The following is a 14,172-nucleotide window of genomic DNA, read 5'->3' as shown; positions in this document are numbered from 1 at the left end:
TCCGTTGGCGAAAGCGGTGAGCTTATTTGTCAGCCGCATCGTGAGCTTCGATCGCCAATTCTATATCTCTGAGAAGCGGGCGGATATTCTTTTCGATCAGCTCCCATATGCGCGGCAGCATGACGTTTGCATAATCGTGGCGAAGGATATTGCCGATGCCCCTTATCCCTTGCCAGTCATGGCCGGGCAGGCCAGACGGAGCCACGGTTTGATAGAAGGCAACTTGGCGGTCTCTTTCGATCTCTTTGGCGAGGCGAGGTTTCTCGATCGGTTCCGAGACGACGTCGACAGGCCGGCCGGTGATATCTTCAAGTCTCTCTTTCAGACGATACAGTGTCCCGAAATATCCGAAGCCGGAATGCAGCACCTCGTCCGTAAGCTCGACGATGACATCGATATCGGACTCCGCTGTCGCTTCGCCCCGGGCGACCGAGCCGAACAACGAAAGACCGAGGACGCCCTCAGCCCTGAGCGCGTCCTCATGCTTGCGAATGATCGCTATGACCTGATCCTTGTCCATGCCGCCAATATAAGCGACCTCTGCGACTTGGTCGAGACGCCGCCCCGATCGGCCAAGTCGCCCTATCGCTCACATCGCCGTAAACCCGTTGTCGACGAACAGATGCGCGCCGTTGACGAAGCTCGATTCATCGCTGGCCAGATAAAGGGCTGCGCGCGCCACGTCCTCCGGCTCTCCGATCCGCCCCTGCTGCGCGGCGATCGCAGCGTCCGAGACGTCGACGCCGAGTTTTTGCAGGTCGGCCACTTCGCGCAGGCCGTGCGGCGTGCGGATGAAGCCGGGGCAGACCGCGTTGCAGCGGATGTTGCGGTCGCGGAACTCGACGGCGATCGCGCGCGCGAACATGTGCACGGCGCCCTTGGTCGTGTCGTAGAGCACCTCCATCGGCGTCGCCGCCACCGCCGAGATCGACGAGGTGCAGACGATCGACCCGCCGCCGGAAGCAATCATCTTCGGCAGCACCGCCTTGGTCATCAGGAACATCGAGCGCACGTTGACGGCATGCAGCCAGTCCCATTCCTCGAGCGTCGTCTCGAGGAATGGCTTGATGACGATCGTGCCGGCATGGTTGAAGAGCACGGTGACGGCGCCATGGCGGGCCTCGATGTCCGCGACCGCCGCGTTCACCGCGGTCTCGTCGGAAACATCCGCCGTCCAGAAATCGGCCTCGCCGCCGGCTGTCCGGATGTCGTTCACGGTCTCGGCCGCCGCCTCGCCATTGCGATCGATGATCGCCACCTTCGCGCCCTCGGCGGCAAACAGCCTCGACGCTGCCCCGCCCATGCCGGTCGCCCCGCCCGAGATAATCGCGATCTTGCCCTTCAACCTGTCCGTCATGCCGTCTCGTCCCCTCTGGTGTTTCGGGGATGATAGACCGCCATTCGACCGCTGGCCAAGGGGGATAACGAGCGAAAGCGGACGCCCGGGTAACGGGCGACCCGGCCTGAACATGTCAGAGGCGACGCCATGCGAAAATTACAATCTGGAGGTCGCCATTAACGGCGGTTTTACCGCACGGGAACTTCGCCGCTCCATGGCGTTGGTATGCTCTTGTCTCATTCCGGGATTGATGCAACCAAGGGGCGCATTCGAACCTGAAAGCCATTATTACATGCAATATAATAAAAGTGGACCAATCCGAAGGCTGGCGAAAAGCGCCGCGCTTCTGGCGACAGTCGCCACCCTGGCCTCCTGCGCCACCAATCCAAACTCAACCAAAATGGGCGCCGACGGCAAGGATGCCGCCAGGCAGGCGGACGCCATGGTTGCGGAAAAGGGCGCCGCTGCCGTCGTGCGCGTTTCGCTCAATGGCAGCTATTGCCTGCGCGGCACCGTTCGCCTCCAGAACGTCGTCGATGGCAAGATCCGTTCGGGGGCGTTTACCGAAATCGGACAGCCCAGCGGCATTTATGGTGCCGATGCGATCGTTAAGAAGCTTGCCAAGACGACCGCGCAAATGCTGACGCTGAACGTGCCGGCGCTGATCAAGGAGAATGGCGTTCGAGATATCCGCACCTCCTTCCGCCCCATCGAACCCGGTCGTTATGCCGTGACCATGATCACCTGTGAGAACGGCAACAGCACCGCATCCATGGGGACGGGGAATGGCGGCCTGTTCGGGGCTCAAGGAAAAGAGCCGAACACGCTGTTTGGCGACAATACGATCACCATCGGCAAGGGCCAGATCGTCGATGCCGGCGTCATTGATATCGTTCAGATCAGCAGCGGTGGATTCTTTACCAGCGCGCGGGCGCGCCTGGCAGGCTCGGAGGCGCCGCAGACATTCAAGGATGCCATCCGCCTGAACGTTCCGGAAATCTATCCACGCATCACCTACACGAAATTCACGGCCGATTACGTCCTGCTGTTGTCGGCCCTAACACCGAAGCCTGAGGCAAAGTAAACCTATGAAGATGATCTCCACGGACCGCATTTCCCACCGCCCCGCACGGTTCGGTGCCGCACTGGCTCTCGTAGCTTGCCTGATCGTGCCGCAAACCGCGTCGGCCGCGCCAAAGAGCAGCAAGGGCAACGACATCGCAATCGCCGCCTTCAAGGATGTCTGCCTTGCATCGGCGCCGACATTCGCCACCGCCGCCGCAAAGGCGAAACGCTATGGCGTGAAGGATGCGGATCAGCAGTTCGGCGGCATGACCGAAGACGGCTCCATGTCCGTTCAGGTCAAACCCAAAAAGGAATGCGCGGTCACGAGCGAAAATCGTTCCGACCCGACGCTCTATGCGCAGTTTCTTCGTGTCATCGCAAGCTCCGGGGTGGATGCGCCGCAAGGTGGCAAATCCGGAAAGCCTTTCGTCGCGACGATCAAGGGAAAGCGCTTTGTTTTCCAGCACGACAGGAGAGGCGGCGAAGCCTACGTGATGATCAGCCTCGACAATTGAGGCCGGTTCGCAACCGGGCGGGGCGAGCCGATCAAGCCCCGTCCAAAGGCTCCACGCCCTGCGCCTTGCCGGCGCGGTCGAGCCTGATCTTCTCGATGCGGTTTTCGGCGGCCGACAGCAGCGTCTCGCAATGCTTCTTCAGCGCTTCGCCGCGCTCGTAGATCTCGATGGATCTCGTCCAGCGCCACGTCGCCGCGTTCCAGCCGCGCGACGATGCTTTCGAGTTCGGCGACCGCCTTTTCGAAGGAGAGGCCGGAAACCTCCGGCTTGGCGTTGTCGGTCATACTCAACCCTTCATCATTCTCAAAACGTGCAGCCCGGCCGATTCGGCCAGACCCTCGAGATCATAGCCGCCTTCCAGCAGGCTGACGACCCGGTTGCCGGCACTTTTGTCGGCCACTTCGAGCAGCCGTCCGGTCGCCCAGTCGAAGTCCTCGCCGACAAGGTTGATCTGCGCCAGCGGGTCGCGGTGATGCGCGTCGAAGCCGGCCGAGATGATGATGAGGTCGGGACGGAAATCGATGAGCGCCGGCAGCACGCGGGATTTGAACGCCTCGCGGAAATGCTCGCTGCCGACATTGGGTGACAATGGCGCGTTGACGATCGTGTCGTGCGCGCCGGTCTCCGTCTTGGCGCCGCTGCCGGGATAGAGCGGCATCTGGTGCGTCGAGCAGAACAGCACCGACGGATCGTCCCAGAAGATGTCCTGCGTGCCGTTGCCGTGGTGCACGTCCCAATCGACGATCGCCACGCGCTCGGCCCCATGCCGGCGCTGGGCGTGGCGGGCGGCGATGGCGGCGTTGTTGAAGAAGCAGAAGCCCATCGCCTTGGATTTCTCGGCGTGGTGGCCGGGTGGCCGCGAGGCGACGAAAACATTGTCCGCCTTGCCGGTGAAGACGTCGTCGACCGCCGCCATCGCGCCGCCGATCCCCGTCAGCGCCGCCTGCAGGCTTTTTGGGCTGGCATAGGTGTCGGCCTCGAGCTGGTTGATCTCGCCGTCTTCCTCCGGCACCTGCCGCATCACGGCGAAGAGATGCTCTTCCGGATGCGCCAGAAGCACGGCGTCCTCGGAGGCCTGCGGCGCCTGCTGGCGGTCCAGCCGGTCGAAATGCGGATGCCCCAGCGCCACGTTCAGCGCCCGCAGCCGGTCGGATCGCTCGGGGTGTCCCTCGGGCGTGATGTGTTCCAGAAAGATCGGATGTTCGTAAAGGCGGGTGCTCATGCAATCACTCTATCTGCCTGCCTCGTGATGTTCCACAGCAGATGGGACAGGGCGCGATGATTTCAACAATCGCGCGTTGTCATACGCCTTTCGCCTTCATTTACATAATATTAGCGCGACGTTATTCTTGGTTGGCAAGAGTAAGAGTAGGGGTCAGAGCAGGGGGAAACGATGAACGCCGCGATGCGCTCCAATATCGTGCAGATCCACGTGCCGTTCCGCGATGTGGACATGAACGGCCAGATGTTCCTCGGCTCCTACATCTCCTACGCCGAATCCGCGCTGGCGAAATTCTGGTCCGAGCGCCCGGAGCTTGCCGACGAGCCGCTTTATGTGGCGAGCAAGATCACCTGCATCCTGCATCGTCCTTTGCGCTATGACGAAATGGTGCTGTTCACCACCGCCGTCGACAAGATCGGCGTGCGCTCCGTCGGCTTCATCATCGCGGTGGACACGGGCGACGAGCGCGCCGCCGAGGTCGAGATCGTCTGGCAGGCGCAGACCCGCGAGGACAAGGCGCCGGTCCCGCTGCCGGAGGTGACGCGGGACTGGCTCTACGGTTTCATGAACTAGCTTCTGGCTTGGCTCTTGCCTTAGCCTTTGACCGGCAGCAGCGGATAGCCGGCCATGACCGCGCGGCCGACCAGTGCCGCCACGAAGGCCTTGATCACGTCGCCGGGAATGAAGGCCATCGATCCGGTAAACGCCGCCGTGAGGCCGATCTGCGCGGCAAAGGCGAGATAGACGATCCCGAATGCATAAAGCACGACGATCCCGCCCATCATGGCCGAAAAGAAGAAGCCGGTCAGCTGCATGCCGGCCGCCTGGCCGTGCTTCACCAGCCGCTCGCTGAGATAGCCCGTCGTGAAGGCGGCGAAGACCCAGCCGATCAGGAAGCCGGTGGTGGGGGCTGCGAAAGCCGCCAGCCCGCCACGCCCGCCCGAGAGCACAGGCAGGCCGATGGCGACAAGCACCAGCACGATCAGCACCGCCACGGTGCCGCGTCGGGCGCCGAGCACCACGCCGGCCATCATCACGCCCAGCGATTGCGCCGTGATCGGCACCGGAATGAAGCCGAGCGTGATCGGCGGCAGGATGCCGAGCGCGACGATGATGGCGGCAAACAGGGCGGAAAGAACAAGGTCTCGGGTGCTCATGATGGCTCCGTGGTTCAACATATTCTAATTCACATGCCGCCGAATGCCGCGCGCGTCAATCGCGGCCGCGATGTTATCGGCATCCTTCAGCGTCAGGATGATCAGCGGCACCAGCACCGTTGATGGCCGCACCTTCAGCCCGCGCGCGCGGTGCGCCTCGGCGATCGCGTGGTAGCGGCCGATAATTTCAGGCACGAAGCGCACGACCAGCCCGACGGCAAGCCCGACATCGTCGGCGCGCACCAGCCCGAGCCGCTCCAGCGGCCGGGCGGCCAGCGTGATCTCGTCCATGAAGGCGGCGATCGTCGTGGTCGCCGTGACGCTCGCGGCAAACAGCATCAGCGCCGTCAGCCTGAGCAGCGCCACCACCGCGCCATGCCAGGGATTGAAGGCGAGGCTGAAGACGGCGACGATGACAATGGTGAGCAGGATCGGCTTCAACCGGGCGAGCGCGGAGCGAACCGGCATGCCGATGCCGAAATAGACGACGCCGGTGGCCGCGACGGCGATGGCCAGGAGCGCGATGTTGGCGGTGGCAAAGAGCGCGATGCCGAGCACGGCAAGCACGATGAGCTTCACCCGCGCCGATATCAGGTGCAGCCGGCTGTTGCCCTCGACGTAAAGCGATTGCATCAGGCCGCGAGCTCCCGGTAGCAGGCGATCGCCGCAGCTGCCGGCGCATCGGCCGCCAGCTGCCCCTCGTGAAACACGAGCACGCGCGGATAATCGGCGATGAGCTCCAGATCGTGGGTGATGACGATGGCGCTTTCGTGCAGGCTCTCGATCAGCCCCTTGACGAGGCCGCGGTTGCGCAGGTCGAGCTGGTTGGTCGGCTCGTCGAGAATGAGGATATCGGGACCGGTGGCGAGAACCGAGCACAGGGCCGCCATCTGCAGTTCCCCGCCGGAAAGCTCGTGCGCGCGCCGCTCGGCCAGATGCCCGGCATTGAAGCGGTCGAGCACCTCCGCCACCTTCGCCTCGATTTCAGCCTTCGAAAGCCCGCGGCTCTTCAGCCCGAAGGCGATGTCGTCGCGTACGACGGGCAGGATGATCTGGTTCTGCGGCGACTGGAAGATGAAGCCGACATCGCCGCGTGCCGCCTTGTCATCGGAAGTGTCGCGCCCGTTGACGATGACGCGGCCTGACGTCGGCTTGGTCAGGCCGTTGATCAGGCGCGCGAAGGTCGTCTTGCCGGAGCCGTTCAGCCCGATGATGGCGATGCGCTGTTCATTAAGCTCCAGCGTCAGCGGCTGCAGCGCTGTCCGCGACCCGTAGCTGACGCCGGCGCTTTCGAAACGGATATTCACTGCGTCCCCCCGAGATGAAGCGCCGTTCTATAAACGAATCCCGCCGGAGGGAAGATCAAAACGCGACGCGACCTTGACCCCATTGCATCCTCGCCCGAACCCGCCATATTCGGGTGGCCAGGGCATGTCGCGCAAAAGTGTGAAGCGGTTTTGCGATAAGGGCATGCGGCAAAACAGGGACCTGAAGCGCAACGCGCTTCAGGAACATTTTCCGGATTATCATCGCTGTCATGACCAAGCTGATCTCCAATGCCGACGCCCGCCGCATCTTCCTGGCCAAGCAGGGCCTGAGCGCCCCGCCCAACCGCGTGCTCACCAAATCCGGCCTGTTGCAGCTGATCCACGATCTCGGCTTCGTGCAGATCGACAGCATCCAGTGGGTGGAGCGCGCCCATCACCAGATCCTCTTCTCACGCAACCAGACCTACAGACGCGAGCACCTGACGGCGCTACTCGAAAAGGATGGCGCGCTGTTCGAGCACTGGACGCACGACGCTTCCATCCTGCCGAGCAGCTTCTTCCGCTATTGGAAGCACAAGTTCCGGCGGGAGGAGGAAGTCTTGGTGGATCGCTGGCGCAAATGGCGCGGCGAGGGCTTCGAGGACGCCTTCGACGAAACCTATGAGCGGGTGAGCCGCGACGGCGCGATCATGGCGCGCGAGATCAAGGCCGATGGCCACGTCTCCGGCGGCTGGTGGAACTGGCACCCCAACAAGACGGCGCTCGAATATTTCTGGCGCACCGGCAAGTTCGCCATCTCGGGCCGCTCGAATTTCCAGAAGGTCTATGATCTGGTCGAGCGCGTCATCCCGGCCGAGTTCCACGAGCCCGAGGTCAGCCGCGAGGAATTCGTGGACTGGGCCTGCCGCAGCGCCCTGACGAGGCTGGGCTTTGCCACCCATGGCGAGATCGCGGCCTTCTGGGCGCTGGTCTCGCCCGATGAGGCCAAGGGCTGGGTCACCGCCCACCGCGATGAGCTGACCGAGATCCTGATCGAGCCGGCACTGGGCGGCAAGCCGCGCCCCTCTTGGGCGTTTACGGATTTCCTCGATACGCTCGATGACTATCCCGCGGCACCACCGCGCATCCGGGTGTTGAGCCCCTTCGATCCGATGATCCGCGACCGCAACCGCACCGAACGCCTGTTCGGCTTTTTCTATCGCATCGAGATATTCGTGCCCGAGCCGAAGCGCGAATATGGCTATTACGTCTTTCCGCTCTTGGAAGGCGATCGCCTGATCGGCCGCATCGACATGAAGGCGGACCGCAGGAAGGGCTCGCTCGACGTCAAGCGCCTGTGGCTGGAACCGGGCGTAAAGCCCTCCGCCGGCCGCCTCGAAAAGCTCGCCGCCGAGCTTGATCGCGTTGCCCGGTTCGCCGGCGTCGAACGCGTCGAGATGCTGGAGGGGTGGCGCAGCTAACCGGTTGTCATCGTTGAGATAGTTCGGATTTTAGATGATTACCGCCTGTTAATCTTGACGGGGGTTTACCATGCTTCTCGCGAACTTCTTAAGCACCGCCCTTCTACGATGGCGGCATGAAAACACGAGCGATCAGATACGCCGCATGGACGGCATGGAACAGCCTCGCCCGCAGGGTCAGAGCACTGATGCGTAACCGTCGCGACGCGCGCGCCGCCGCGGCCTCCATCTCTCGCGCAGCGAACAGCGTGCGCGGATGAAGCCCGTTACCGTCAAGTCGGCCCTGATCGACGCGGTCTATTTCAGCCAGGAAGACGGCAGATTGCGGGTTTGCCTGAACAATGGCGAGGAGCGCATGTTCGAAGGCGTGGCCGAGGCTCATGTCATCGCCATGGTGACGTCTGAATCGCCGGGAAAATATTACATGCAGAACGTCAGGACACGCTTCAAGCGCATCGCCGCCTGACGACGGTTCAAACCGGCGAGCCTTGCCCGCCGGCTGATCATTTGATCGGTCTCAGCCGATCTCCGTTTCGGCGATCTTGATGCCGAAGCCTTCGAGGCCGACATAGTGGCGCTCGCTGCGGGTCAAAAGCTTGATCGAGCTGACGCCGAGATCCTTCAGGATCTGCGCGCCGAGACCGATTTCCAGCCATTCGCTTTCACGGTTCTGCGCTTCCGCATGGGCTTCGCGGCCTTGGCCGAGAGCCTTACGGCCGTTGTCCTGGTGGCCGACGCCGACCGAACCCTCGCGCAGATAGACGATGACGCCGCGACCCTTCTCGGCGATCTTCTTCATGTAGTGATCGACGGAGCGCTTGCCGAACAGATCGTCCACGACGCTTTCGGTGTGCAGGCGCACCGGAATGTCGACGCCGTCGCGAATATCGCCGAAGACCACGGCGAGATGCTGCATCGGGTCCCAGGGCAGCGAATAGCTGTGCGCCTTGGCCTTGCCGAACGGCGTTTCGACATCGAAGCTCGCCTGCAGCTGGATCAGCGTTTCCTTGCGCTGGCGGTAGGCGATGAGGTCGGCGACGGAGACCAGCTTCAGGCCGTGCTCGTCGGCGAAGCTCGACACCTGCGGGCCACGCATGACGCTGCCGGTGTCGTTGACCAGCTCGCAGATCACGCCGATCGGCGGCAGGCCGGCGAGCTTGCAGAGGTCGACGGCGGCCTCCGTATGGCCGGAGCGCATCAGCACGCCACCCTCGCGGGCGACCAGCGGGAAGATGTGGCCGGGGCGCACGAAGTCGGACGCGCCGACATTCGGGTTTGCGAGGTTGCGCACCGTCAGCGTGCGGTCGTCGGCGGAAATGCCCGTTGTCGTGCCGTGCTTGAAGTCGACGGTGACGGTGAAGGCCGTCGTATGCGCGCTATCGTTTTCCGCGACCATGGCGTTGAGGCCGAGGCGCTTGGCTTCTTCCTTCGGCATCGGCGTGCAGACGATGCCGGAGGTGTGGCGCACGATGAAGGCCATCTTTTCCGGCGTACAGTGAACGGCGGCGACGATGAGATCGCCCTCGTTCTCGCGGCCGTCGTCATCCACGACGACAACGATTTCGCCGGCCTCGAAGGCCCGGATAGCGTCTACGACGCGCTTCTGATCATAAGCCATGGCAAGCGTCCTATTTCAGCCGGCCGGTCTGGCCGCGGTCACGGAGATAGTGGTCGGCGATGGCGCAGGCGATCATCGCCTCGCCGATCGGCACGGCGCGAATGCCGACGCAGGGGTCGTGGCGACCCTTGGTGCGGATGTCGACATTCTTCCCATCGGCGTCGATCGACTGGCGCTCCGTCAGGATCGACGAGGTCGGCTTGATCGCGAAACGCGCGATGACAGGCTGCCCCGTCGAGATGCCGCCGAGGATACCCCCGGCGTGATTGGACAGGAAGATCGGCTGGCCGTCATTGCCCATGCGCATCTCGTCGGCGTTCTCTTCGCCGGTGATCTCGGCGGCCTCGAAGCCGTTGCCGATCTCCACGCCCTTGACGGCGTTGATCGACATCAAAAGCGAGGCGATGTCCTGGTCGAGCTTCGAATAGATCGGCGCGCCGAGACCGGCCGGAACGCCGTCGGCGACGACTTCGACCACGGCGCCGATCGACGAGCCCTTCTTGCGGATGCCGTCGAGATACTCTTCCCACACTGGAACGATCTTAGGATCGGGCGCGAAGAACGGGTTCTGGTCGACCTGATCCCAGTCCCAGTTGTCGCGGTTGATCTTGTGCTTGCCGATCTGAACCAGCGCGCCGCGCACGCGAACGCCGGGAACGACCAGCCGCGCGATGCCGCCGGCCGCCACGCGCGCCGCCGTCTCGCGCGCCGACGAGCGCCCGCCGCCGCGATAGTCGCGAATGCCGTATTTCAGATCGTAGGTGTAGTCGGCATGGCCCGGCCGGTACTGGCGGGCGATCTCGCCGTAGTCCTTCGAGCGCTGGTCGGTATTCTCGATCAGCATCGAGATCGGCGTACCCGTCGAGATCATCGTCTCGCCGTCCGCGTCGAGCATAACGCCCGAGAGAACCTTGACGAGGTCGTCCTCGCGGCGCTGCGTCACGAAGCGCGACTGGCCGGGCTTGCGCTTGTCGAGCCATACCTGCAGCTCGGCGAGCGTGAAGCGCAGGCCGGGCGGGCAGCCGTCGACGACGCAGCCGAGCGCCGGTCCGTGGCTTTCGCCCCAGGTGGTTACGCGGAAGAGGTGACCGAATGTATTGTGTGACATAGGCTCCGACCGGATCGCGCCGCCGGGCGTCGCCTGGCCGCGCCATTCTTTAAAAAGGCGCGACACTCATAGGCCAAAAGGCGGGAGGGCAAAAGGCTTTCTTTGCGCCAAACCGTCTCGATCGGGAAACGGTGTTTCCTCTCATGCGCGAACAAGCGCCCACGGCGGCGCTATGAGGCGATGCGCCAGGCCGTGCCGATGGCCGCTTGCGTGAAATCGTCGAAGGACAGCGGGCGCGAGAAGGCGTAGCCCTGCAGCAGGTCGCAGCCGAGTTCGAGAAGCAGGCTCGCATGCGCCACGGTTTCGACGCCCTCGGCCACGGTCTCGACGCCGAGCGAGCGGGCGATGTCGATGATCGACCGCACCAGCGCGCGTTCCTGCGCCGAGGTGATGATCGGCTGCACCAGCTGCCGGTCGATCTTCAGCCGCTTCGGCTTCAGTTTCAGCAGGCTGACGATGGAGGTGTGACCCGTTCCGAAATCGTCGATCTCGATGTCGATGCCGAGCGCCTTGATCTTCTCGAGATTCTCGGCGGCGACGTCCTCGCTCTCGTCGAGGAAGATCGATTCCACCAGCTCGAACGAGATTTCGCCGGGGCTGATCTGCAGCATCCGGAGCGAGATCGGCCAGCGCGTCGTCATGCAGGCGCCGCGCCGAAACGTTGACCGACACCTTGGGAACGCAGACGCCGAGCGCCGCCCATCGCATCTTGTCCTTGAGCGCTGTTTCGAGAACGATGCGGTCGAGCGTTTGCACGACGTTGATCTCTTCCGCGATCTTCAGGAATTTGTCCGGCGTGAGCAGCCCGCGGAAGGGTGCTGCCAGCGCACCAGCGCCTCGACGCCGGTAAGCTGCATGGTGCGGGCACTGAACTGCGGCTGGTACCAGGTGGTGAACTCGCCGTTCTCGATGCCCGACAGGATCTCGTCGGCCAGCCGCTTGTTGTTGATGATGTCGGCCTGCAGGTTGTGATTGAAGAACTGGAAGCGGTTGCGGCCCTGGCTCTTGGCGCGGTAGAGCGCGATATCGGCGTTGATCAGCACCTTGCGGGCATCGACGCGCAGGCCGCTCGCCAGCGCGATCCCGATCGACACGCCGCAGCGGCAGGCAAACCCCTGGAAATCGATGGGCTGGCGCATCTCCTCGACGATCCGGCCCGCCAGCGCCGACATCTCGGCGTCGTTGGCGTTGAGTGCCAGAATGACGAATTCGTCGCCGCCGATGCGCGCCACGATATCGCTCGGGCGAATGCTGCGCGAGAGCACGCGGGACGCATGGACGAGCATGGCGTCGCCGGCCGCGTGCCCCAGCGTGTCGTTGATCTCCTTGAAGCGGTCGAGGTCGATGTGCAGGATCGCGAATTTCTGCCTGGCGTCCTGGCCGGCCTGGGTCAGCTGCTCCAGCGCCACGTCGAGCTTGCGGCGGTTGGCGAGCCCGGTCAGCGGATCGTGCAGCGAATTGTGCTCGATCCTGGCATTGGCGAGTTCGAGCTCGATGTTCTTGCCGATCGCCTCGTCCTTCGCCGCCTTCAGCTCCGCCGTCATCAGCGCGTCTTCGGTGATGTCGAAGGCAACGCCGATGATCTTCAGCTGGCCGTTCGCCGTCGCGTGCACCTTGCCGGTCGAGCGCACGTACCGCATCCCCCCGTCCTCGGTGGGGACGCGACAGACGACGGTGTGGGTATCGCCGACCTTCTTGAAATATCGCGCGCTCTCGATCGCGAGCGGCCGGTCCTGCTCGAGCACGCGCGACAGCCAGGTCTCCTCGTCCATGAAGCCGGCGCGCGGCTCCAGCCCGTAGAGCTCGTGCATCCGGTCGTCCCAGAAGGAGCCGGGCTTGCCGAGCGTGGCGTCCCAGATGCCGCACTGGTAGGAATCGAGCGCCAGATCGAGCTTGCCCGAGAGTTCGGCGAGTTCCGCCTCGCGATGAGAGAGTTCGTCGAGCGCAAGTTCGAGCTCGGCGTTCTTGATGTCGCTGACATCCTTTGCCCGGCGCATCGTCTCGGCCGCGACCGCATCGGCGGTCACGTCCCAGACGATGCCGATCGTCCTGGTGGTGCCGGCCGCGTCGTTGTAGACCGAGCCGACCGATCTCAGGTAGCGCGTGCCGCCGTCGGAAAGCTCGATCCGGTATTGCGTCGTATAGGAGGAGCCGGACCGGCCGTCCTTCAAGAGGTGGATCTTCGCCACCCTGCGGTCGTCGGGAACGATCGTTTCCAGCCAGTCGTCGAGCGGGTAGCTGCCTTCGATCGGCAGCTTGCCGTGCAGCGCCGCGGCCCGGCCGTCCCAGAACAGGCTCTGCCCATCGTTCCTGAGCTCCCAGATGCCGATATTGGAGGTTTCCAGCGCCAGGTTGAGCCGCTGCGAAAGCTCCAGCAGCGTTGCCTCGCGCTTTTCCAGCTGCTTGATGTTCCTGTTGCGCTCGCCAAGCAGTAGTGTCGCGAAGAAGACGGGAATGATCGTGAGACAGGCGGCGGCCAGGATGATGAACCGCAGCGTCCGCTGGTTTTCCGGCGGGGCGGTCCAGCCTGTCTTCGGCACCGCCGCGATCTCCCAGCGCCCGCCCGCGAAGGTTATCTTGCGCGTCAGCGGCCGCTGCGCCATGACCTCTGGCGCGCCAAAGAACGGGGTGACAGCGGCGCCGGCCGTGCCGAGATCGCGCAGCGCGATGGAGAGGCGGTCGAGCTGCGGATATTTTTCGCGGTTCTCGCTGTCGCGCGCCGGCCTCAGGCCGGTGTTTTCGTAGAACATGTCGGCGTCGATCACCGCCTCGACGGCGCCCCAGACGCGTCGCTGGCCATTCTCCTTGACGAAGACGGGGAAGAAGATCGCGAAGGTATCCTTGCCATCGGGCGTGCGGATCGGCCCGTAGAAGCGCGCCTGCTGGCTGCCCGTGGTGCGCGCGACCGACTGGCGATCCGAGAGGAATTCGCGCACGTCGCGGCCGAGCCTCTGCTTGGCCGACGTCGAGGGGAACACCGACTGCACGACGAAATCGGGCGCCACGGCGATATGCACGAAATGCGGGTTCTGGATCAGCAGCCAGTTGATCTGCCGTTCCATCTCCTCGGAGCTTATCTTCGAGCTGATCGCGACCAGGTTGGAGAGGTCGCGTACGATGGTGATGTCCATGTTGATCTGCGCGGTGACGCGCGCGCGGATCAGGCCGGTCTCGTTTTCCGTGCGGATCGTCAGTTCGCGAAGATTAGCCGCGGTATTGGCGCGGTCCAGGCTGAAGCCGACAATAATGACGACGACGGCGACGAGGCAGGAAACCAGAAACGAGATATGGGTATTCCTCAAAGCACTCCGCGTTGCCTCGTTATGTTTCCGGCGGAATAGCAAAACCCCAGTCTCCCTGTTTCCCTATGACTGTAAGTAGCGGGGGTTAATTTACGATTTCTTACAGGTAGTATTGGAG

13 protein-coding genes and 2 pseudogenes are annotated in these 14,172 nt (G+C 63.6%); 5 read left to right on the top strand and 10 right to left on the bottom strand.

Annotated elements, in window-relative coordinates:
* Positions 1 to 22: 22 nt before the first annotated feature.
* Together P3R82_RS21140 and P3R82_RS21135 are read right to left on the bottom strand one after the other, a co-directional pair.
* Positions 23 to 520 carry a nucleotidyltransferase domain-containing protein gene (locus tag P3R82_RS21140; RefSeq protein ID WP_283195213.1) on the bottom strand — a complete coding sequence of 166 codons (498 nt, stop codon included), beginning with the start codon at positions 518 to 520 and terminating at the stop codon, positions 23 to 25.
* A gap of 69 nt (positions 521 to 589) precedes the next feature.
* Positions 590 to 1,357 carry an SDR family oxidoreductase gene (locus P3R82_RS21135; RefSeq protein WP_283195212.1) on the bottom strand — a complete coding sequence of 256 codons (768 nt, stop codon included), beginning with the start codon at positions 1,355 to 1,357 and terminating at the stop codon, positions 590 to 592.
* A gap of 274 nt (positions 1,358 to 1,631) precedes the next feature.
* On the opposite strand from P3R82_RS21135, the gene P3R82_RS21130 reads away from it, so the two are divergent.
* Both P3R82_RS21130 and P3R82_RS21125 read left to right on the top strand, forming a co-directional pair.
* The gene (locus P3R82_RS21130; RefSeq protein WP_283195211.1) at positions 1,632 to 2,423 is read left to right on the top strand and encodes a hypothetical protein; all 792 of its coding nucleotides are present in this window, start codon (positions 1,632 to 1,634) and stop codon (positions 2,421 to 2,423) included.
* A gap of 4 nt (positions 2,424 to 2,427) precedes the next feature.
* Positions 2,428 to 2,919 carry a hypothetical protein gene (locus P3R82_RS21125; protein WP_283195210.1) on the top strand — a complete coding sequence of 164 codons (492 nt, stop codon included), beginning with the start codon at positions 2,428 to 2,430 and terminating at the stop codon, positions 2,917 to 2,919.
* Between the two features lie 31 nt (positions 2,920 to 2,950).
* Here P3R82_RS21125 and P3R82_RS21120 read toward each other — a convergent pair.
* A pseudogene (locus P3R82_RS21120) lies at positions 2,951 to 3,203 on the bottom strand (exodeoxyribonuclease VII small subunit).
* A gap of 2 nt (positions 3,204 to 3,205) precedes the next feature.
* Complete coding sequence (locus P3R82_RS21115; protein ID WP_283195209.1) at positions 3,206 to 4,141, bottom strand: histone deacetylase family protein; 936 nt, start codon at positions 4,139 to 4,141, stop codon at positions 3,206 to 3,208.
* Positions 4,142 to 4,312: 171 nt separating this feature from the next.
* Between P3R82_RS21115 and P3R82_RS21110 the strand changes: the two genes are divergently transcribed.
* Positions 4,313 to 4,714: a thioesterase family protein gene (locus P3R82_RS21110; RefSeq protein WP_047507960.1), complete on the top strand. Its 402-nt coding sequence runs from the start codon at positions 4,313 to 4,315 to the stop codon at positions 4,712 to 4,714.
* Positions 4,715 to 4,734: 20 nt separating this feature from the next.
* Here P3R82_RS21110 and P3R82_RS21105 read toward each other — a convergent pair whose 3' ends face one another.
* The 3 genes from P3R82_RS21105 to P3R82_RS21095 are packed head-to-tail and all read right to left on the bottom strand — an operon-like array spanning position 4,735 to position 6,605.
* Positions 4,735 to 5,298 carry a biotin transporter BioY gene (locus tag P3R82_RS21105; RefSeq protein ID WP_283195208.1) on the bottom strand — a complete coding sequence of 188 codons (564 nt, stop codon included), beginning with the start codon at positions 5,296 to 5,298 and terminating at the stop codon, positions 4,735 to 4,737.
* Between the two features lie 24 nt (positions 5,299 to 5,322).
* Entirely contained in the window at positions 5,323 to 5,931 is a 609-nt protein-coding gene (locus P3R82_RS21100; RefSeq protein ID WP_283195207.1) for an energy-coupling factor transporter transmembrane protein EcfT, read from the bottom strand.
* Positions 5,931 to 6,605 (bottom strand): ABC transporter ATP-binding protein, encoded by a 675-nt coding sequence (locus P3R82_RS21095; RefSeq protein ID WP_283195206.1) that lies wholly within the window; start codon positions 6,603 to 6,605, stop codon positions 5,931 to 5,933. Before P3R82_RS21095 ends, P3R82_RS21100 begins: the two co-directional genes overlap by 1 nt.
* A 230-nt stretch (positions 6,606 to 6,835) precedes the next feature.
* On the opposite strand from P3R82_RS21095, the gene P3R82_RS21090 reads away from it, so the two are divergent.
* Positions 6,836 to 8,026, top strand: coding sequence for a winged helix-turn-helix domain-containing protein (locus tag P3R82_RS21090; RefSeq protein ID WP_283195205.1), 1,191 nt, complete (start codon positions 6,836 to 6,838; stop codon positions 8,024 to 8,026).
* 256 nt (positions 8,027 to 8,282) lie between these two features.
* Positions 8,283 to 8,492, top strand: a complete 210-nt coding sequence (locus P3R82_RS21085) for a KTSC domain-containing protein (protein WP_026283647.1) — start codon at positions 8,283 to 8,285, stop codon at positions 8,490 to 8,492.
* Positions 8,493 to 8,543: 51 nt separating this feature from the next.
* On the opposite strand, the gene ribB is transcribed toward P3R82_RS21085, so the two are convergent.
* The 3 genes and pseudogenes from ribB to P3R82_RS21070 form a co-directional block, all read right to left on the bottom strand.
* The gene (ribB, locus tag P3R82_RS21080) at positions 8,544 to 9,644 is read right to left on the bottom strand and encodes a 3,4-dihydroxy-2-butanone-4-phosphate synthase (protein WP_183902132.1); all 1,101 of its coding nucleotides are present in this window, start codon (positions 9,642 to 9,644) and stop codon (positions 8,544 to 8,546) included.
* Between the two features lie 10 nt (positions 9,645 to 9,654).
* Entirely contained in the window at positions 9,655 to 10,752 is a 1,098-nt protein-coding gene (gene aroC / locus P3R82_RS21075; protein WP_283195204.1) for a chorismate synthase, read from the bottom strand.
* Positions 10,753 to 10,922: 170 nt separating this feature from the next.
* Positions 10,923 to 14,054: pseudogene (locus tag P3R82_RS21070) on the bottom strand (EAL domain-containing protein).
* Positions 14,055 to 14,172 lie beyond the last annotated feature (118 nt).

The sequence above is a fragment of the Rhizobium sp. AN80A genome, from assembly GCF_030053015.1.
Classification (GTDB): Bacteria; Pseudomonadota; Alphaproteobacteria; order Rhizobiales; family Rhizobiaceae; genus Rhizobium; species Rhizobium metallidurans.
The sequence above is the reverse complement of the archived record's forward strand: the minus strand, read 5'-3'. Positions and strand labels throughout refer to the sequence as shown.